This is a genomic window from Microbacterium oleivorans, assembly GCF_023715745.1.
GTDB lineage: Bacteria > Actinomycetota > Actinomycetes > Actinomycetales > Microbacteriaceae > Microbacterium > Microbacterium oleivorans_D.
In genome coordinates, this window is sequence record NZ_JAMBOV010000003.1 from 199130 (window position 1) to 217928 (window position 18799).

The window sequence follows — 18799 nt, forward strand, 5'->3', positions numbered from 1 at the left end:
AGACATCGCATGGTGACGTTCGTCGACCGCGTGACGCTGCATCTGCGCGCGGGCAAGGGCGGCAACGGCTGTGTCTCCGTCCGCCGCGAGAAGTTCAAACCGCTCGCCGGCCCCGACGGCGGCAACGGCGGGCACGGCGGGGACATCGTCCTCGTCTCGGACCCCCAGGTGACGACGCTCCTGTCGTATCACCACTCGCCGCACCGCTCTGCGGGCAACGGCGGGTTCGGCATGGGTGACAACCGCTCGGGCGCCGCCGGCGAGGACCTCGAACTGTCTGTCCCGGTGGGCACGGTCGTCAAGGACGATGACGGCGAGACGCTCATCGACATGGCGACTCCCGGCATCCGCTTCGTGGTGGCACCGGGTGGGCAGGGCGGTCTCGGCAACGCGGCTCTCGCGAATCCGAAGCGCAAGGCTCCCGGCTTCGCGCTCCTCGGAACCCCTGGGTGGGAGGGGGACGTCCACCTCGAGCTCAAGACGGTCGCAGACGTCGCGCTCGTCGGGTTCCCGTCCGCCGGCAAGTCCAGCCTGATCGCGGCGATCTCCGCGGCCCGTCCCAAGATCGCCGACTACCCGTTCACGACTCTTCACCCGAATCTCGGGGTCGTGCAGGCCGGCGACGCGCGCTACACGGTGGCCGACGTCCCGGGCCTCATCGAGGGCGCGAGCGAGGGGAAGGGCCTGGGGCTCGAGTTCCTGCGCCACGTCGAACGCTGCACGGCTCTCGTGCATGTCCTCGACTGCGCGACCCTCGAACCGGGGCGCGACCCCATCAGCGACCTCGACGTGATCCTCGCGGAGCTCGCGGCCTACCCCGTGCCCGAAGGGCAGGTGCCGCTCCTCGAGCGTCCGCAGCTCGTCGCGCTCAACAAGCTCGACGTCCCCGAGGCCAAGGACCTCGCCGACCTCGTCCGGCCCGACCTCGAGGCACGCGGTTTCCGCGTCTTCGACATCTCGACGGTCAGTCGCGACGGTCTGCGTCAGCTCACGTTCGCGCTGGGTGAGATCGTCGAGGAGCACCGGGCGGCGCTCGCGGCAGCGCCCGTGCCGGAGCGTGTCGTCATCCGACCCAAGGGTGCGACGAAGGATTTCGAGATCCGCGTCGAGGGAGGCACGTACGGGAACATCTACCGGATCCTGGGCGAGAAGCCGGTCCGGTGGGTGCAGCAGACCGACTTCCAGAACGAGGAAGCGGTCGGCTTCCTGGCGGACCGACTCGAGAAGCTGGGTGTCGAGGACGAGCTGTTCCGCGCCGGAGCGCAGGCCGGTTCGACGGTCGTCATCGGACCCGGCGACGGCATCGTCTTCGACTGGCACCCCTCGCTCAGCTCCGCGGCCGAGCTGATGACCGCGCCCCGCGGCACGGACCCGCGTCTCGACCTCAATCCGCGACGCACCACGTCGCAGCGCCGTGACCGATACCACGAGCGGATGGACGCGAAGGCCGAGGCCCGTGCGGAGCTCGAGTCCGAGCGTCTCGCGGTGCGCGGGGAGGACGAGGACGCGTCGTGACCCTGCAGGACCGCGGCGGGATCGCCGGCGCACGACGTGTCGTCGTCAAGGTGGGTTCGTCGTCGATCAGCGGCGAGAACGCGGGCAAGATCGGTCCGATCGTCGACGCCCTCGCGGAGGCCCACGCACGGGGGACCGAGGTCGTGCTGGTCTCGTCCGGTGCCATCGCCACCGGGATGCCGTTCCTGCTGCTCGATGCCCGTCCGAGTGACCTCGCCACGCAGCAGGCCGCGGCCGCGGTCGGGCAGAACGTCCTGATCTACCGGTACCAGGAGGCGCTGCGCCCGTTCGAGATCGTCGCGGGTCAGGTCCTGCTGACAGCCGGTGACCTCGAGAACCCGACCCACCGTTCGAACGCGCGACGCGCGATGGAGCGACTGCTCGGCCTCCGCATCCTGCCCATCGTCAACGAGAACGACACGGTCGCGACGCACGAGATCCGCTTCGGCGACAACGACCGTCTCGCGGCTCTCGTCGCGCAGTTGATCGGAGCCGACGCGCTCGTGCTGCTGAGCGACATCGAGACGCTGTACACGAGGCCGCCGGACGAGCCCGGCGCCCTTCCCATCCGCAACGTCGCGTTCGGTGACGACCTCGCCGGCTACCAGTTCGGCTCGGTCGTCGTGAACAGCGTCGGCACGGGCGGAGCGGCCACCAAGGTGTCGGCAGCCCGACTCGCTTCCACGGCGGGGATCGCCGTGCTCGTGACGAGCGCCGACCTGGTCCACGCCGCGCTCCGGGGCGATGAGGTGGGCACCTGGTTCGCTCCGAACCCGGAGCCCGCCGCGCCCTCGATCACGGGTTCGGTGCGGGTCCCCGACGCCTGACACGGAGGGGAGCCTCGGCATCCGTCCGCTCTAGACTTGGCGGATGACGATCACCGCGACCACACCCCAGGAACGCATGCACGCGGCACGCACCGCGTCCCGATCCGTGGGTCTGTTGACGGATGCCGCGAAGGCAGAGCTCCTGCGCTCGATCGCCGGCGCGATCGAGGCGAATGTCGCGCCCATCGTCGCCGCCAACGCCGACGACCTGGCGCGCGGTCGTGCGGACGGGCTGTCGACGGGGCTGCTCGACCGGTTGACGCTCGACGACCAGAGGGTGCGTGCTCTCGCCGCGGCCGTGCGCGACGTCGCCGACCTCCCCGACCCGGTCGGCCGCGTCCTCGACGAGCGCCGTCTGCCCAACGGGCTCCACCTGCAGAAGGTCTCGGTCCCGTTCGGGGTGATCGGTTCCATCTACGAAGCCCGCCCCAACGTGACCGTCGACATCGCCGCCCTCGCGCTGCGCTCGGGCAACGCCGTCGTGCTGCGCGGCGGGAGTGCGGCGCAGTCCTCGAACGCCGCGCTGATCTCCGTCATGCGCGGCGCCCTCGCCGAGGCGGGCGTCGATCCCGACGCCATCCAGACCGTCGACGACTTCGGTCGCGAGGGCGCCCGCGCGCTCATGCGGGCTCGCGGCCTCGTGGACGTTCTCGTCCCGCGCGGCAGCGCGCAGCTGATCGAGACCGTCGTCACGGAGTCCACGGTGCCCGTCATCGAGACCGGTGCGGGTGTCGTGCACATCGTGCTCGACGAGTCGGCTCCGCTCGACTGGGCGACCGACATCGCCGTCAACGCGAAGGTGCAGCGCCCCAGCGTCTGCAACGCAGTCGAGACGCTCCTCGTTCACCGCAGCGCCGCGAAGCGACTCGTGCCGACCGTCGTGGCCGCACTGCAGGCGCAGGGCGTCACGGTGCACGGCGACGAGGCGACGGCCTCCCTGGTCTCCGGTGTGGTCCCCGCCACCGAGGACGACTGGGCGACCGAGCACATGAGCCTCGACATCTCGGTGCGCGTGGTCGAGGACCTCGACGACGCGCTCGCGCACATCCGCCGGTACTCGACGCAGCACACCGAGTCGATCATCACGACGGATGATGCCGTCGCCGCGCGGTTCCTCGCAGAGGTGGATGCGGCTGTCGTCATGGTCAACGCCTCGACGCGGTTCACCGACGGCGGCGAGTTCGGTTTCGGCGCCGAGGTCGGGATCTCGACGCAGAAGCTCCATGCGCGCGGACCGATGGGGCTGCCGGAACTGACGACCACGAAGTGGCTGGCGCGGGGCGCCGGGCAGATCCGGTCCTGACCGCCTAAACTGTTGCTGCACCCGACCCCTCGAACGGAGCCCGAATGAACCTCGTGACGACCATCGTTTCCGCTGCGGCGGAGGCCGAGCACCACGGCGGCAACGTCATGGCCACGACCTTCGTGTACGGCGTGGTCGCCTTCGTGCTGTTCATGCTGCTGGCGCTCGTGTCGGTGTCGTACCGCAACGTGGCCAACCGCCACGCTCACAAGGCCGAGGCGTACGCCGCGAAGAACCCCGTGCAGCAGGCGGGCCACGGCCACCACTGACGCCGTGTCGATGGCAACCACGCGCGCACCGCGAATCGGTGTGATGGGCGGCACGTTCGACCCGATCCATCACGGCCACCTCGTGGCGGCGAGCGAGGTCGCACAGTCGTTCGATCTTGACGAGGTGATCTTCGTCCCGACCGGTCAGCCGTGGCAGAAGTCTGGTGTCTCCTCCGCGGAACACCGCTACCTGATGACCGTCATCGCGACGGCATCCAACCCGATGTTCACGGTGAGTCGCGTGGATGTCGACCGGACGGGGGCGACGTACACGATCGACACCCTGCGCGACCTCAAGGCGCAGCGGCCGGATGCGGACCTGTTCTTCATCACCGGAGCGGACGCCATCGCGCAGATCCTGGGTTGGCGCGACGTCTCGGAGCTGTGGGAGCTCGCACACTTCGTCGCGGTGTCTCGCCCGGGACACACGCTGAGCGTGGATGGGCTCCCGGCTGAGGACGTCAGCAAACTCGAGATCCCCGCCCTGTCGATCTCCTCCACCGACTGCCGCGCCCGCGTGAGCCGTGGACACCCCGTCTGGTACCTCGTCCCGGATGGCGTCGTCCAATACATTGCGAAGCATCACCTGTATCGGAGCAAGGCATGAGTACACCTGACCAGCCGAGCACTCCGCCGCTCACCCGGCGCCAGCTGCGCGAGTTGCGCAACACGGCATCGACGCCGATCATCACGCCCGAGCAGGCGCAGGCGGATGCCGAGATGTCGGACGCCGCCGCAGAGGAGGCAGCCGAGGCCGCCGCCGCGCACGAGGCCGAGGTCGCGCCCGAGCGCACGCCGATCGCGCTCGACGATCTGTCCGATCTGGACCCGGACGCGCAGCCGGTCACTCGGCGGCAGGCCCGCCTGCTCGAGAAGCTCCGCACCGGGACGCTGGACGTCGTTCCGGCGGACACCGGCGAGGTCGAGAGCACGGAGCCCGAGGTGGAGCTGGTGCCCGCGGCCGCAACCGAGGACGCGGGCGACGCGGAAGAGGCGGAAGGCCACCCCGCGGATGCCGGCGAATCCGAGGTCGATGAGCCGGTCGAAGAGCCCGTCGCAGCGGACGAGCCCGCCGACGGCGAGGCCGTCGACGATGCGGTCGAGCAGGTGGAGGAAGAGCCTCAAGGCTCCGACTCGGAGCCGGGTCTCGAGACGGAACCCCCGGCCCACGACGACGGGCCCGTGACTGGAACAGGGTCCCCCGAGGGGGAGGAACCCGTCGAGGCGCAGGTCGACACGGATGCCGAGGACTCGGTCGAGAGCGAGCCCGACGGTGCTCAACAGGAGCGGTCCGCTGCGGATGAGGAGGAAAAGGAGCCTGCGCGCGTCGTCGCGCCCGATCTCGGCGCGCAGCTGCTCGAGGACGGGGCGGCCCACGTCGACCTGCCCCCGTCGTTCGATCATCTCCTGACCCGCGGAGGCAGCGGCTCGGCCTCGGCGCCGAACGCTCTCATCCTCTCGCAGACGCCGGACACCGGCTCCCTGTCCGTTCCTATCCTCGGCACGGGCGAGCTCATCATCACGGGCAGCTATCAGTTGCCCGACACGTTCGGCTCCACCGGGGCTGCGCCGGGTGTGTCGGACGGCAAGGACGCGGACGCCGCCCTCATGGACGGGGAACTCCCTGCGGCATCCTCACCGACCCCGATCGCCGCCTCCGCGGCGATCAGTACGATCAAGAGTGCGGATGAGATCATCCGCCCCCCGGCGCCCGAAAAGGGCAGCCGCCTCATGATGACCCTCGCGATCTGCGCCGGCGCCCTCGGGCTCGCGATCGCAACGGTGCTCGTCCTCATCCTTGTGAACGGAAACTTCTGATGGTCGCTGCAGAGCACACACACGAACTCGTCCAGGTCGCCGCCGCCGCGGCCGACAGCAAGGGCGGTACGGATCTCGTCGCCTTCGACGTCTCCGGCCCCCTTCCACTGATCGACGCCTTCCTCCTCGTGACCGGAAACAGCGAGCGCAACGTCGCCGCCATCGCGGACGAGGTCGAGGACAAGATGCTCGAGGCCGGCCAGAAGCGGCTGCGGCGTGAGGGGCGCGACGAGTCGCGCTGGGTGCTGCTGGACTTCGGCGACCTCGTCGTGCACGTCTTCCACGAGGAGGAGCGCGTCTTCTACGGGCTCGAGCGCCTGTGGAAGGACTGCCCGATCATCCCCGTCACGATCGCGGAGCCGACCCCGAGCGAGTGACGACGTCGCCTCATGTTCAGAGCACTCCTCGGCGTGTAGTAAGCTGAATGAGTTGCCGCGAGCGGCGACCAAGGGCCTGTGGCGCAGCTGGTAGCGCACCTGCATGGCATGCAGGGGGTCAGGGGTTCGAGTCCCCTCAGGTCCACCAAACACCCCGGTTCACCGGGGTTTTTGTGTTTCGCGGAAAGGTGCGCGTCCCCCCTGGGCATGAGATGGTGAGCGCACGGCACCGGCCGCAGGAGGAACCCGTGGAGCGCACGTCGACCCAGATAAAGATGATCCTGGCTCTGTTCGCCGCGGTCCTCATACTGTCCGCTCTCGCGGCGATCGGAGCCGTTTGGATCCCGCAGCCGGAGCTCAACCCTTTCGCGACGAACGGGGAGCTCATCGGGTACTTCTTTGCGATGCACTCCGCCGGTGGGTTGGTCGCCTTCATCATCGTGCTCGTGCTCGTGCTCGCGGATAAGGGTGACGGCGATTCCGCACCGTTGACTGCTGCATTCCTCGCGAATCTCGTCCCGGCCAGTGTCGGTCTCGCCGTCGCCGGCTTTTTCGGCAACTGGGGCACCGTTGCGATCTTCGTTGCTGCGGTGGCGCTCGTCGGTACTCTCACCTTCTGGCTCGTCGTCCGCGCTTTCGGCCGTGCGCTCCGGCGTGAGCACCCGTGACACCGGATCGCTCGCCGCACCAGGAGCGGTGTCTCAATGGGCGTTCTCCTCTCTCGGCAACGGCGGCACCGGCCGCCCAGCTTTTGCTCTGCGCAGTCGCCCCGGTCAGGCGCAGCAGCCACCGCGGTTCGCCGACCCCGACCGGAAAGGATGCCGATGGCGGATGAGACACCTCCCGGCGACGAACGCTGGCTCGTCGTCAACGGACGTCGATGGCGGCGCACCGATCCGGCCTTGCCCGCGGATCTCGTGGCGGCGCTGACCTCCCATCTCGGGCGAGGCCGATCAGCGGTGCGCCGCGCACAGGGCGATCCCGATGCAACATCGGCGGCCCGCCGGCGAGTCGACCTCGCCAAGCATGGGCTCGGGGAGCGGGGTCCGTACTGGTGGGACGAGCCGGAGGACGAGCGTCTGCGCCGAGCGGAGCAGGCGCTCGCTGAGCTGGAGGACCTCGAGAACTGACGGATCGGTGGACACCGTGTCACCTGTCGGGTCGTGCCGCCCACCTGCTGCGGGGGTGTTCGCTACGATCTCGAACGGAGGGGCGGCTATGCGGGAATCGCACCGAAAGAGTGACGCGATGGGCCGCCGGCGATTGTCGGCATCCGTCCCGGCATCCGTGTGCACGGTGGCGCTCCTGTCCGCGTGCACAAACCCGCCGGTCGGTCCTCTCTTCCAGGATGTCGCCGAGAGCCCGCACGCCTACGTGTACGTGGTGGACGGACCGGAGATGGAGTTCACCGACGGATTCGATACGTTCGCCGCGCCCGACGACGCCGACGTCGTCATCGAGTCGATCCGTTCCGTCGGCGACTCCGACGAGGTGACGGTGATCGGCACCCTGCTGTCCGGACCACTGGGGAGAAACGGCACCTGGCAGTCGTTCGACGAGTATCCGCCGATGGAGGGACTTGATGGTGAGACGTTCGAGGCGGCAGGGGCCCGCATCCCAGCGGGGTCCGGGCATTATCAGATCCTCATAGGGTACCGCGGTGCACTCACGGAACGGTCTGTGCGACGCGGCATCCAGGTCACCTACCGGATCGGGAACACGACCTACCTGGACACGTTGCCAGCCGGCATCGTCATGTGCCCAGCCGATGAAGAACAGGAATGCGGGGATGAGATGGACCGTCTCGTGAATCAGTTCGTCGATGGCACTTAGGGCGGGGACCGGAGGGCCGATGTTGCGACTCGTCCCGATGCGGCCTCGCGATCCGCACGAGCAGGGGCGCGCCGCATCCTCTCTCGAGCTGTTCTTCGACCTCGTGTTCGTCGTCGCCGTGAGCATCTCAGCCGTCCAGCTCCACCACGCACTCTCGGAGGATCACGTCCTCGACGGTGTGCTCAGCTACGCCTCCGTGTTCTTCAGCATCTGGTGGGCGTGGATGAACTTTACGTGGTTCGCGACATCCTTCGACACCGACGACTGGCTCTACCGCGTGCTCACGATCCTGCAGATGGGCGGTGTCCTCGTCCTGGCGGCGGGCGTCGAGCCTGCGTTCGTGGACGGCGACTTCCGCATCGTCACGGCGGGCTACGTCGTCATGCGGTTGGCGATGGTGGTGCAGTGGTTGCGTGCATCCCGGAGAGCCGGCCCCGCGCGCCGGGCGACCCTCTTCTACGCCGGTGGGATCACCGTTGTGCAGGCCCTGTGGGTCGCCGCGCTCGCGCTGCCGGAGGGTGTCTTCCGTTTCGCGATCATCGGTCTGATTCTGGCGGAGCTCGCCGTCCCGGTGGTCGCGGAGACCCGGGGGAACACGCCGTGGCATCCCCACCACATCACCGAGCGGTACGGACTGTTCACGCTGATCCTGCTCGGTGAGAGCCTGCTCGCCTCAGCCAATGCCATCCTCGAAGCCCTGCACGACGATGAGGCGCTGGCGCCTCTGATCGGCGTCTCCGTCCTGACACTCGTCGTCACCGCGGCGCTGTGGTGGATCTACTTCTGGCCGCCGCACCACCACGCGATCGGACGGCTGCGGAACAGCCTCGTCTACGGCTACGGCCACTACTTCGTGTTCGCCGCCGCAGGCGCCTTCTCCGCCGGCATCGAGGTCGAGATCGACGTCCTCACCGGGCACAGCGAACTCCAGGCGCCGTGGGCTGCTTTCACCTACACCGTGCCCATCGCGGTCTTCGTGTGGGTGATCTGGGTGCTGGCGATCCGGCCCTACGCTGATCGCGTCGTGAACGCCGTCGTGCCGGTCGGCGCGCTGTTGGTGCTGATCGACCCGATCATCCCCGTGCCGATCGCCCTGACCGCCGTGATCCTCGCCCTCGTCGTCGCCGTCCTGGTGTGGCGCACACCCGCCATGACCGAGCAGGCTCGATCAGGGTTCGTCGGCTGAGTCCGGGTCCTCCTCCGACACGACCGTGTCGACCGTGAGATCGCCGTCCTCCGGCGCGTGGAAACGGTCATCGGGCGCGACGGCGTCGGACGGATCGGGCGCGCCCTCCGGCGCGGGCGGGAGGCCCTCCTGCTCTCCACCGACGAAACGGTCGAGCTCGGGGGAGTGGGACGTGCTGTAAGCGCTCACGATGATCCTTTCGACCCTGCCAGTCTCGCGAGCGCCCCCACGAACGTCGAGGGGTTGACGGCGGCCCCGACCTCGACCGCGTGCCCTCTGCCGTCCGGCGCCGACCCTGAGTAACCTCGTGCTCGGCTCCACCCCCCCCCGGGAGCCGGGAACGGAGAGACGGATGAAGTTCTTCCAGAGGCTCGGCCGATCGCTGATGCTGCCGGTGGCGGTGCTGCCCGTCGCGGCGATCCTGTCCGGCATCGGCTACTGGATCAAGAACGCCAACGGCGGCGCGGACAACGTCGGCTCCGCGTTCCTGAGTGCGGCCGGCGGCGCCCTCCTCGACAACCTCGCGCTGCTGTTCGCCGTCGGCGTGTCGATCGGCATGGCGAAGAGGTCCGACGGCACCTCCGCCCTCGCTGGGCTGGTGTCGTGGCTGACTGTCACGACGATGCTGAGCCCGGCGACGATCGGGGCGCTGACCGGCGCCGCCGTCGACGACGTCGATCCGGCCTTCACGAAGGTGCAGAACGTCTTCGTCGGCATCATCTGCGGGCTGATCGGCGCCTGGTGCTACAACCGCTTCAAGGACACCAAGCTGCCGGATGCGCTGTCGTTCTTCTCCGGCAAGCGCTCGGTTGCGATCGTCACCGCCGGGTTGTCACTGATCCTCGCGATCGTGCTCATGTTCGTCTGGCCGTTCGTCTACGGCGGCCTGGTGGGCTTCGGGGAGTGGATCGTGACTCTCGGTCCCGTCGGCGCCGGCATCTACGGATTCTTCAACCGACTGCTCATCCCCTTGGGGTTGCACCACGCGTTGAATTCCGTGTTCTGGTTCGACGTGGCGGGCATCAACGACCTCAACAACTTCCTGCAGGGTTCCGCGGGAGACGGCGTCTACGGCGTCACCGGGCAGTACATGACGGGCTTCTTCCCCGTCATGATGTTCGGCCTCCCCGGCGCCGCGCTCGCGATGTACGTGACAGCCAAGACGACACGACGCAAGGTGGCCGCCGGCATCCTGCTCTCGGGAGCCATCTCGTCCTTCTTCGTCGGTGTCACCGAGCCCCTCGAGTTCTCGTTCATGTTCCTCGCCCCGTGGCTGTACCTCATCCACGCGGTCTTCATGGGCATCTCTCTTTTCGTCTCGGCGATTCTGCCGGTGCGCATGGGTTTCGGATTCTCGGGCGGCTTCATCGATCTGGTTCTCGGGTGGGCGAACCCGCTGGCCGAGAACCCCTGGATCATCCTGATCATGGGACCCGTCTGGTTCGTGATCTACTTCCTCGTCTTCCGGTGGATCATCCGTCGGTTCGATCTCAAGACCCCCGGACGCGAGGACGACGACGCCCTCGACGACGAGGCGACGGATGCCGCGCCTCGCGGCGACTTCCATTCGACGGCGGAACGCTTCGTCGACGCTCTCGGCGGACGCGAGAACATCGTCGAGCTCGACAACTGCGCGACACGCCTGCGCATGGAGATCGCCGACGTCGCGCGCGTCGATGAGGCCGCCCTCAAGCGCGCCGGAGCGGCGGGCACGATCAAGCCGGGCGGTCATTCCGTTCAGGTCGTCTACGGACTCAACGTGCAGTTCGTGAAGGACGCGATGGAGGACGTCATCGCGGGCCGCGCTGCGTCTGCGGCACCGCTCTCGTCGACGGGCGCGACCGTCGCGCAGGCGACGCAGGCGCCGGACATCGTGCGACTTCGCCGACCTGTTGCGGGGCGCGTGCTCTTGCTGACGGAGGTGCCCGACGAGATGTTCGCCGACGGCACGATGGGCCCGGGGGCGGCGATCGATCCCACCGGCGATGTCATCGCCGCGCCGGCCGACGGCACCGTCGAAAGCGTCTTTCCGACGGGCCACGCGATCGGGCTGCGACTCGACGACGGGACCGAACTGCTGATCCATGTCGGCATCGACACCGTCGCGATGAAGGGCGACGGATTCGAGACGCTCGTCTCCGCCGGCCAGCGGGTCGCCACCGGTGACGGACTGATCCGCTTCGATCGGGCGAAGATCTTGGCCGCGGGCCATTCCCCGATCACGCCGATCGTCGTTCTGAACAACCCGCAGGCGCGCATCGAGCTCGGGTGAGATGCGGGGTCAGCCGATCCGTGCCAGCAGCGCCGCGCGGATCGGCTGTGCCCGCGTCGTGAATGCGCGCTGCGCGGCGACGTACTGCGCCTTCCCCTCCGGCGATTCGACGGGGACCGGAGCGTACCCCCATGCCTCGAGGTCGTAAGGCGACGCGCGCATGTCGAGTTCGCGGATGTCGCGGGCGAGCTCGAAGGCGTCGAGCAGGAGCTCACCCGGGGCGAGAGGCCCCAGCTTCACCGCCCACTTGTAGAGATCCATGCCGGCGTGCAGGCAGCCCGGCTGCTCCATGGCCGCTTGTGTCTCGCGTGTCGGCGCGAAGCGGTTGCGGGGGACCGCGTCGGGTGTGAAGAACCGGAACGCGTCGATGTGCGTGCAGCGGACGTCGTGCGCCTCGACGACGGCGTCCGTCCCCGCGGCGCCGAGTCGGAGCGGGACCGGATGCCGCGTCTCACGGTCTCGGTACACCATCGCCCATTCATGCATGCCGAAGCAGCCATACGATCCCGTGCGGCCGAGGGCACCGGCGAGGATGCCGCGGATCGCGCGCACGAGCGGACGCTTCTCGATGAGGAACGCCTCGGCATCCGCGCCGACCACACCGGCCTCGGACCGGTACCACCGCCACGCGCCGTGTGGTGCATCGGTCGCGTCGTCGAGAGCGACGTCCCGGCCCGGGTGCCATCGACGGAGAAGCGCCGGCTTGTAGGAGTAGTAGGTGTACAGGAAGTCGTCGACGGGATGCGTCTCACCGCGCGCAGCGCGCCGCCGCCGGGCGGCGGTGAGCGCGTCCGCGCGGGCGGTGTGGGCCTGCATCCGCTCGGTCCACTCCGACCGATCCAGGACGGTCGCGGTGAGGGTCGTCATGATCGACGGTCAGACGGGCTCGATGAGGTCGGGTGAGTCGTTGCGGACGTTCCCGACGGCGCTCGAGACGACGTGGTCGGTCAGCCCCGCGACCACCTGCGGCGCGGCGTCGATCGCGGCATCCAGCAGGTCACCGACGTTGTCGACTTCGGTGTCGAGCCATGCGTCGGCGAAGTCGGCGTCGAGGAACAGCGGCATCCGATCATGAATGGATCCGAGCGGATCGATCGCCTCGCGGGTGAGGATGGTGAACGACAGCAGCCACCGGCTGGGATCGTCGTCGGCCTTGGCGGGGTCCTTCCACCATTCGTACAGCCCGGCGAACAGGAGCGGTGAGCCGTCGGCGGGGTGGATGAAGTACGGCGTCTTGCCCTCGTCGGTCGTCTGCCACTCGTAATAGCCCGTCGCCGGGACGATGGCGCGCCGCTTGATGAGGGCCTGCCGGAACATCGGCTTGTCCTCGATCTCCTCGGAGCGGGCGTTGAAGGCACGGGCACCCACCTTCACGTCCTTCGCCCACGACGGGACGAGCCCCCACCGCGCCGGCTCGAGACGCCGGGTCGGCGGGTCGGTCTTCGCGGAGTCGAGCACGATCGCGACCTGCGAGGTCGGGGCGATGTTGTAGGACGGCGCGGGCAGATCGTCGCTCTCGACGTCGACGCGCAGGACGCCGACGAGCTCGGAGGCGACGTTCGCGACGACGAAGCGACCACACATGGCTGACAGCCTAGGAGGAGGGAGGGACATCGCGGACGATGTCGACGTCCGTCAGTCGGTCGAGCAGTTCGGCGCCGTCGTCGCCGGTCACCCAGGGCACTCCGGCGGCGCTGTGGTCGTCGACGGCGGTGCGGCCACCGGCGAGGACGGCCTCTGCGGGCGTCAGCCGACGTATCGCGACGGCGGCGACCTGATCCGGATGCTGGATCGTGAACTGCGTGTAGATCTCGTCGTCGTGCTGACCGTCGTCGCCGATGAGGAGCCAGTCGATGTCCGGGAACTCTTCCGCCAGCCGGCGGAGGCTCTCCTGCTTGTGCAGCTTGCCGCTGCGGAACCAGCGGTCGTGGGTCGGACCCCAGTCGGTGAGGAGCATGGCGCCCATCGGGAAGAGGTGCCGCCGCTGGAAGCGGGCGAGGGTCGGGGCGACGTTCCAGGCTCCCGTGGAGAGATACATGACGGGCGCGCCAGGGTTCTCGCGTGCCAGCCGCTCGAGGAGGACCGCCATCCCGGGCACCGGCTGCCGAGCATGTTCGTTGAGGACGAACGAGTTCCAGGCGGCGATGAACGGCCGGGGGAGCGCCGTGACCATGACGGTGTCGTCGACGTCGGAGATGATCCCGAAGCGGATGTCGTCGCCGACCACGAACACGCGCGCCTCGACGGGCTCGGCGTCCTCGACGCTCATCGTGACGTTCTGCCATCCGGGGGCGAGGGTGGCAGGCAGCACCGCATCGACCACGCCGCCGCGGTCGGCGGTCACCTCGTGCGGCACACCGTTCACGACCACGGTGACCGTCGCGTGCGCGACCGGAACGGACGCGAAACTGCGCCATCCACGCACGCCCGCGTAGTCGCCGCGCTCGCGCTTCTTCGCCTTCGGCGGGATGAGGACCCTGCCGAGCACACGCACCCATTCGGTGCTGCCGTACCCCGGGAAGGCGGCCACGGTCGCCGTCCGTCCGTGGGCCCGGGCGCGCCTCTCACGCCAGGCGTGGAACCTGTACTCCAAGCGCGCGAGCCAGAGCACCTTCATCGGGGGCGAAGCAGGGGAAGCCATCGGTTCAGTCTTTCACGTCGTCGGCGTCGACCCCCGCGGAATCCTCGTCGGCGAGGTGGCGCGCCTCGCGCGCGCTGATGACCCGCTTGACGACGTAGACGAGGACGAGGAACGCAGCGATCACGCCGACGAAGACGTACCCCGCGTAGTGCAGGTTGTCGGAGAGCTCGCGATATCCCTCGGCCGCTGCGGCGGCGACCGCGACGTAGGAGACCGACCAGAGGGTGCAGGCGGGGATGGTCCAGGCGAGGAAGCGACGGTAGGCGAACCCGCTCATCCCGACCGTGAGGGGCACGAGGGAGTGGAGGACAGGCAGGAAGCGCGACAGGAAGATGGCCGGTCCGCCTCGCCGGCGCAGGTACAGCTCGGCACGGACCCAGTTGCGTTCGCCGATGAGTCGGCCGACACGCGAGAAGCGGATGCGGGGACCCAGCCAGCGGCCCAGGGCGAAACCGATGCTCTCACCGAGGAGCGCACCGACGAGGACCGCCGCAACGAGCCACGCGCCCTCCGGGAAGGTGTCCACGGCGGTGCCGGCGACGATGACGATCGAGTCGCCCGGTACGACGAGCCCCACGAGAACACTCGTCTCGAGCATCATCGCGACTCCGGCGACGATCGTCCGCACGACCGGGTCGACAGCCTGGACGGTGCCGAGCAGCCAGTCCAGGATCTCGTTCACGACCTCAGATTATCCGCCGTCTACCCTGAAGGGATGTCGAGCGACCTGGCCTCCCGCACCCTTGCGGGATGGGTGGATCCCGCCGTCGTCTTCCTGGGCCTGTTCGCCCCCGCGGACGACGTCTTCTGGCTCGACGCCGGCCCCGACGCGTCGGAGGGATGGAGCTGGGTGGGCAGCGGCATCCGCTCGTCGGCTCCGCGCGATGTCGTGGCGGCGGGTGGCGGCGACCGCTCCGCGGGTCCGTTCCGCGGCGGCTGGGTGGGCTGGGCCGGATACGACGACGCGGCCGCCCGGGCGGGGTCGCCGGCCTCGGTCGATCAGGGGCCGGGGGAGCTCTGGCTGCGCGTCGAGCGGATGCTGGGGTTCGACCACGCGGCACGTCGCGTCGTCGTGTTCGCTGCCCAGGAGCAGCTGACCGCTTTCATGGACGAGATCGAGGCGACCGAGTGGCGAGCGACCTCTGTGCCGGATCCCGCGCCGAGCGTCGCGGTGACGGCGCGGCACGAGCCGTCGGAGTACGCAGCTCTGATCGAGCAGTGTCGAGAGGAGATCCGTGAGGGGCGCGCATATCAGCTGTGTCTGACGACGCGCTTCGAGACGTCGGCATCCGTGGATCCTGTCCGCGCGTACCTGCGACTACGGGCGGCGACGCCGGCCCACCACGGCGGCTTCATCCGGAGCGGAGGATGGGCGCTGGCGAGCGCCTCACCGGAGCAGTTCCTCGCCGTCGAGGACGGCATCGTCCGCACCCGCCCCATCAAGGGGACGCGCCCGCGCTCCGCGGACCCGCCGCGCGACGCGGCCCTCGCCGCCGAGTTGCGCGGCAGTGAGAAGGAGCAGGCCGAGAACGTCATGATCGTCGACCTCATGCGCAACGACCTCCAGCGCGTGTGCGACGCGGGCTCGGTGGCCGCGGAACGACTGCTCGACGTGGAGTCGTACCCTGCGGTGCACCAGCTCGTGAGCACCGTCGCGGGAAGGCTGCGAGCCGGCACGACCGTCGGCGAGCTGTGGGAGGCCGCATTCCCCGCCGGCAGCATGACGGGAGCGCCGAAGCTCTCGGCGATGCAGATCCTCCATCGCCTCGAGGGGGCGCCGCGAGGGGTGTTCGCGGGCTGCTTCGGGTGGGTGGGGGATGACGGGGGTCTCGATCTCGCGATGGTCATCCGCTCGATCGTGGTCCATCCGCAGGGGGCGTACGTCGGCGCCGGCGGCGGGATCACGTGGGGCTCCGTCGCCGCGGACGAGGTCGCGGAGGTCGGCATCAAGGCCCGCGCACCGCTCGCCGCTCTGGGCGCGGAGCTGCCCCCGGGCTGGTGAAAGTCCCGGTCCGCTAGGCTGAAAAGGCGCTTTCGCGCGCCCTCCCGACTTTGCACGATTGGTTCACCGTGTCCACCAGCACCTCCCACGACGCATCGACTCCCGAGCAGACGAGCTTCGACCCCCGCGCCATTCAGACCAAGTGGCAGACCCGCTGGGCGGAGGCCGACCCGTTCAAGGCCGGCGGTGACGAGGACACACGTCCGCGCAAGTACGTGCTCGGCATGTTCCCGTACCCGTCGGGCGACCTGCACATGGGTCACGCGGAGAACTACGCGTACGTCGACGCGGTGGCCCGCTTCTGGCGGCACCGCGGCTACAACGTCCTGAACCCGATCGGGTGGGACTCGTTCGGCCTCCCGGCCGAGAACGCCGCCATCAAGGGTGGCGCCGGTTCCGACCCGCGCGAGTGGACGTACAACAACATCGCCCAGCACAAGACGAGTTTCCGCGCGTTCGGGTCGTCCTACGACTGGAGCCGCGTGCTCCACACGAGCGACCCCGAGTACTACCGCTGGAACCAGTGGCTGTTCCAGCGTCTCTACGAGCGCGGCCTCGCGTACCGCAAGCAGAGCGCCGTCAACTGGTGCCCGAACGACCAGACGGTGCTCGCGAACGAGCAGGTCGTCGATGGCCATTGCGAGCGGTGCGGCTACGAGGTCGTTAAAAAGAAGCTGACGCAGTGGTACTTCAAGATCACGGAGTACGCCGACCGTCTTCTGGACGACCTCAACCAGCTCGAGGGGTTCTGGCCGCACAAGGTGCTGCAGATGCAGCGCAACTGGATCGGCCGGTCCATCGGCGCCGACATCGACTTCGAGATCGAGGGACGCGACGAGAAGATCACGGTGTTCTCCACGCGCCCCGACACCCTGCACGGCGCCACCTTCATGGTCGTCGCGCCGGACTCCGACCTGGCCGCCGAGCTGGCCGCGGGGTCGTCGCCGGACGTGCGGATGCGGTTCCAGGACTACCTGGAGACCGTGCAGAAGACGAGTGAGATCGAGCGGCAGACCGCCGACCGTCCCAAGACGGGTGTGGCCCTCGACCGCTTCGCCATCAACCCGATCAACGGCGAGCGCCTGCCGATCTGGGCCGCGGACTATGTCCTGGCCGACTACGGTCACGGTGCCGTCATGGCGGTGCCCGCCCACGACCAGCGCGACCTCGATTTCGCGCGCGCCTTCGACCTGCCCGTGAAGGTCGTCGTCGACACGACGGCGCCGGTCACCGGTGCCATCCCGGTCATCGAGGTCGACGAGGACGGCGTGCCCGTCGGGGATGACCTGGAATCGATCGATCCCGCTCGCACGGGGACCGCGCTGACGGGAGACGGACGCCTCATCAACTCGGGCTCGCTCAACGGTCTGTCCAAGCGCAACGCGATCGCGCGTGCCATCGAGGAGCTCACCGCAGCCGGCACCGGTCGCGCCGCGAAGACGTACCGCCTGCGTGACTGGCTGATCTCGCGTCAGCGCTTCTGGGGAACCCCCATCCCGATGATCCACACCGAGGACGGCCGGATCGTCCCTGTTCCCGACGAGCAGCTGCCCGTCGTGCTGCCCGATGCGAAGGGCCTGGACCTGAAGCCGAAGGGCACGTCGCCGCTGGGCGGCGCGACCGAGTGGATGTCGACGGTCGACCCCGAGACCGGTGAGCCGGCACTCCGCGACCCCGACACGATGGACACCTTCGTCGACAGCTCGTGGTACTTCCTCCGCTTCCTGGCCCCGAATGGGGCGACCGAGCCGTTCCCGACGGCCGAGGCATCCAAGTGGGCTCCCGTCGACTCCTACATCGGCGGTGTCGAGCACGCGATCCTGCACCTGCTGTACGCGCGCTTCATCACGAAGGTCCTCTTCGACATGGGCCTCGTCGACTTCACCGAACCCTTCACGAGCCTCATCAACCAGGGGATGGTGCTCCTCGACGGCTCGAAGATGTCGAAGTCGAAGGGCAACCTGGTCGAGTTCGCCTCGAGCATGGAGGACCCCGGAGCGGATGCCGTCCGCGTCGCGATCGCCTTCGCCGGACCGGTCGAGGACGACATCAACTGGGAGGACGTCTCGACGACGGGTGCCCAGAAGTTCCTGGCGCGCGCCCTGCGCGTCGCCGCGGACGTCGCGAGTCCGACCGATGTCGTGTGGGCCGACGGTGACACCGCGCTCCGCCGCGTCACGCACCGCCTGTGGGCGGATGTGGTCGGTCTCGTCGAGCAGTCGAAGTTCAACGTCGTCGTCGCGCGTCTGATGGAGCTCGTGAACGCGACGCGCAAGACGATCGATTCGGGCGCCGGTGCCGCCGACCCCGCGGTCCGCGAGGCGGCCGAGGCCGTCGCGATGATCCTCGACTTGTTCGCGCCGCACACGGCCGAGGAGATGTGGGAGATCCTCGGGTACGAGCCGTTCGTCGGCGTCGTCCCCTGGCGTCAGGCCGACCCGACGCTGCTCGTCGAGGAGTCCGTGACGGCGGTAGTCCAGATCAACGGCAAGGTGCGCGGCACCCTCTCTGTCTCGGCGAAGGTCTCGGGCGAGGAGCTCGAGCAGCTCGCGCTCGCGGACGAGAAGGTGCGTCGCGCGATCGGCGACAAGCAGATCACCCGCGCGGTCGTGCGTGCACCGAAGGTCGTCAGCTTCACCGTCGCGTGAGTTACGCCGCGGGCTGACCGCGGCGTCTCCTCCACCTCCGGCCCGGTGACCCAGGTCTTCCACGGATGCCGGGGCGCGGGCGCTGTGGCTCGCGCCCGGTCGGAGGAT

Annotated in this window: 19 protein-coding genes and 1 tRNA gene; 15 read left to right on the forward strand and 5 right to left on the reverse strand. The window is 69.0% G+C overall.

Annotation, left to right across the window (positions count from 1 at the left end; all coding sequences use genetic code 11):
• Positions 1 to 9 precede the first annotated feature (9 nt).
• The 12 genes from obgE (at position 10) to M3190_RS08945 (ending at position 9128) form a co-directional block, all read left to right on the forward strand.
• Positions 10 to 1515 carry a GTPase ObgE gene (gene obgE, locus M3190_RS08890; protein ID WP_251580612.1) on the forward strand — a complete coding sequence of 502 codons (1506 nt, stop codon included), beginning with the start codon at positions 10 to 12 and terminating at the stop codon, positions 1513 to 1515.
• Entirely contained in the window at positions 1512 to 2342 is an 831-nt protein-coding gene (proB, locus tag M3190_RS08895) for a glutamate 5-kinase (RefSeq protein ID WP_251580613.1), read from the forward strand. The genes obgE and proB overlap by 4 nt, the downstream gene beginning before the upstream one ends.
• A 43-nt stretch (positions 2343 to 2385) precedes the next feature.
• A complete protein-coding gene (locus M3190_RS08900; RefSeq protein ID WP_251580614.1) occupies positions 2386 to 3645 on the forward strand; it encodes a glutamate-5-semialdehyde dehydrogenase in 1260 nt (419 codons plus the stop codon).
• A gap of 44 nt (positions 3646 to 3689) precedes the next feature.
• Complete coding sequence (locus tag M3190_RS08905) at positions 3690 to 3914, forward strand: hypothetical protein (RefSeq protein WP_251580615.1); 225 nt, start codon at positions 3690 to 3692, stop codon at positions 3912 to 3914.
• 10 nt (positions 3915 to 3924) lie between these two features.
• The gene (nadD, locus tag M3190_RS08910) at positions 3925 to 4521 is read left to right on the forward strand and encodes a nicotinate-nucleotide adenylyltransferase (protein ID WP_251580616.1); all 597 of its coding nucleotides are present in this window, start codon (positions 3925 to 3927) and stop codon (positions 4519 to 4521) included.
• Positions 4518 to 5732, forward strand: a complete 1215-nt coding sequence (locus M3190_RS08915; RefSeq protein ID WP_251580617.1) for a hypothetical protein — start codon at positions 4518 to 4520, stop codon at positions 5730 to 5732. Before nadD ends, M3190_RS08915 begins: the two co-directional genes overlap by 4 nt.
• Complete coding sequence (rsfS, locus tag M3190_RS08920; protein WP_064002207.1) at positions 5732 to 6109, forward strand: ribosome silencing factor; 378 nt, start codon at positions 5732 to 5734, stop codon at positions 6107 to 6109. The genes M3190_RS08915 and rsfS overlap by 1 nt, the downstream gene beginning before the upstream one ends.
• A gap of 72 nt (positions 6110 to 6181) precedes the next feature.
• Positions 6182 to 6257 (forward strand) — tRNA-Ala (locus tag M3190_RS08925).
• 100 nt (positions 6258 to 6357) lie between these two features.
• Positions 6358 to 6777: a hypothetical protein gene (locus M3190_RS08930; protein ID WP_251580618.1), complete on the forward strand. Its 420-nt coding sequence runs from the start codon at positions 6358 to 6360 to the stop codon at positions 6775 to 6777.
• 156 nt (positions 6778 to 6933) lie between these two features.
• On the forward strand, positions 6934 to 7239 hold the full coding sequence (locus M3190_RS08935) for a biopolymer transporter Tol (RefSeq protein WP_251580619.1): 306 nt from the start codon (positions 6934 to 6936) through the stop codon (positions 7237 to 7239).
• Positions 7240 to 7405: 166 nt separating this feature from the next.
• On the forward strand, positions 7406 to 7942 hold the full coding sequence (locus M3190_RS08940) for a hypothetical protein (protein ID WP_251580620.1): 537 nt from the start codon (positions 7406 to 7408) through the stop codon (positions 7940 to 7942).
• Positions 7943 to 7961: 19 nt separating this feature from the next.
• On the forward strand, positions 7962 to 9128 hold the full coding sequence (locus M3190_RS08945) for a low temperature requirement protein A (protein WP_251580621.1): 1167 nt from the start codon (positions 7962 to 7964) through the stop codon (positions 9126 to 9128).
• Here the strand turns inward: M3190_RS08945 and M3190_RS08950 are convergent.
• Positions 9111 to 9317, reverse strand: a complete 207-nt coding sequence (locus tag M3190_RS08950; protein WP_251580622.1) for a hypothetical protein — start codon at positions 9315 to 9317, stop codon at positions 9111 to 9113. The two genes, M3190_RS08945 and M3190_RS08950, sit on opposite strands and share 18 nt — an antisense overlap.
• A gap of 163 nt (positions 9318 to 9480) precedes the next feature.
• On the opposite strand from M3190_RS08950, the gene nagE reads away from it, so the two are divergent.
• Positions 9481 to 11400 carry an N-acetylglucosamine-specific PTS transporter subunit IIBC gene (gene nagE / locus M3190_RS08955; protein WP_251580623.1) on the forward strand — a complete coding sequence of 640 codons (1920 nt, stop codon included), beginning with the start codon at positions 9481 to 9483 and terminating at the stop codon, positions 11398 to 11400.
• A gap of 9 nt (positions 11401 to 11409) precedes the next feature.
• On the opposite strand, the gene M3190_RS08960 is transcribed toward nagE, so the two are convergent.
• From M3190_RS08960 to M3190_RS08975, 4 genes are read right to left on the reverse strand one after another with little or no spacing between them, the layout of a single operon-like run.
• A complete protein-coding gene (locus M3190_RS08960; RefSeq protein ID WP_251580624.1) occupies positions 11410 to 12267 on the reverse strand; it encodes a 3-methyladenine DNA glycosylase in 858 nt (285 codons plus the stop codon).
• A 9-nt stretch (positions 12268 to 12276) separates the two neighbouring features.
• Positions 12277 to 12984: an SOS response-associated peptidase gene (locus tag M3190_RS08965; RefSeq protein WP_251580625.1), complete on the reverse strand. Its 708-nt coding sequence runs from the start codon at positions 12982 to 12984 to the stop codon at positions 12277 to 12279.
• 10 nt (positions 12985 to 12994) lie between these two features.
• The gene (locus M3190_RS08970; protein ID WP_251580626.1) at positions 12995 to 14041 is read right to left on the reverse strand and encodes an App1 family protein; all 1047 of its coding nucleotides are present in this window, start codon (positions 14039 to 14041) and stop codon (positions 12995 to 12997) included.
• 4 nt (positions 14042 to 14045) lie between these two features.
• Positions 14046 to 14723 carry a DedA family protein gene (locus tag M3190_RS08975; RefSeq protein WP_251580627.1) on the reverse strand — a complete coding sequence of 226 codons (678 nt, stop codon included), beginning with the start codon at positions 14721 to 14723 and terminating at the stop codon, positions 14046 to 14048.
• 33 nt (positions 14724 to 14756) lie between these two features.
• On the opposite strand from M3190_RS08975, the gene M3190_RS08980 reads away from it, so the two are divergent.
• Both M3190_RS08980 and leuS read left to right on the forward strand, forming a co-directional pair.
• Complete coding sequence (locus M3190_RS08980; RefSeq protein ID WP_251580628.1) at positions 14757 to 16043, forward strand: anthranilate synthase component I family protein; 1287 nt, start codon at positions 14757 to 14759, stop codon at positions 16041 to 16043.
• A gap of 68 nt (positions 16044 to 16111) precedes the next feature.
• Positions 16112 to 18691 (forward strand): leucine--tRNA ligase, encoded by a 2580-nt coding sequence (gene leuS, locus M3190_RS08985; RefSeq protein WP_251580629.1) that lies wholly within the window; start codon positions 16112 to 16114, stop codon positions 18689 to 18691.
• The last annotated feature ends 108 nt before the right edge of the window (positions 18692 to 18799 follow it).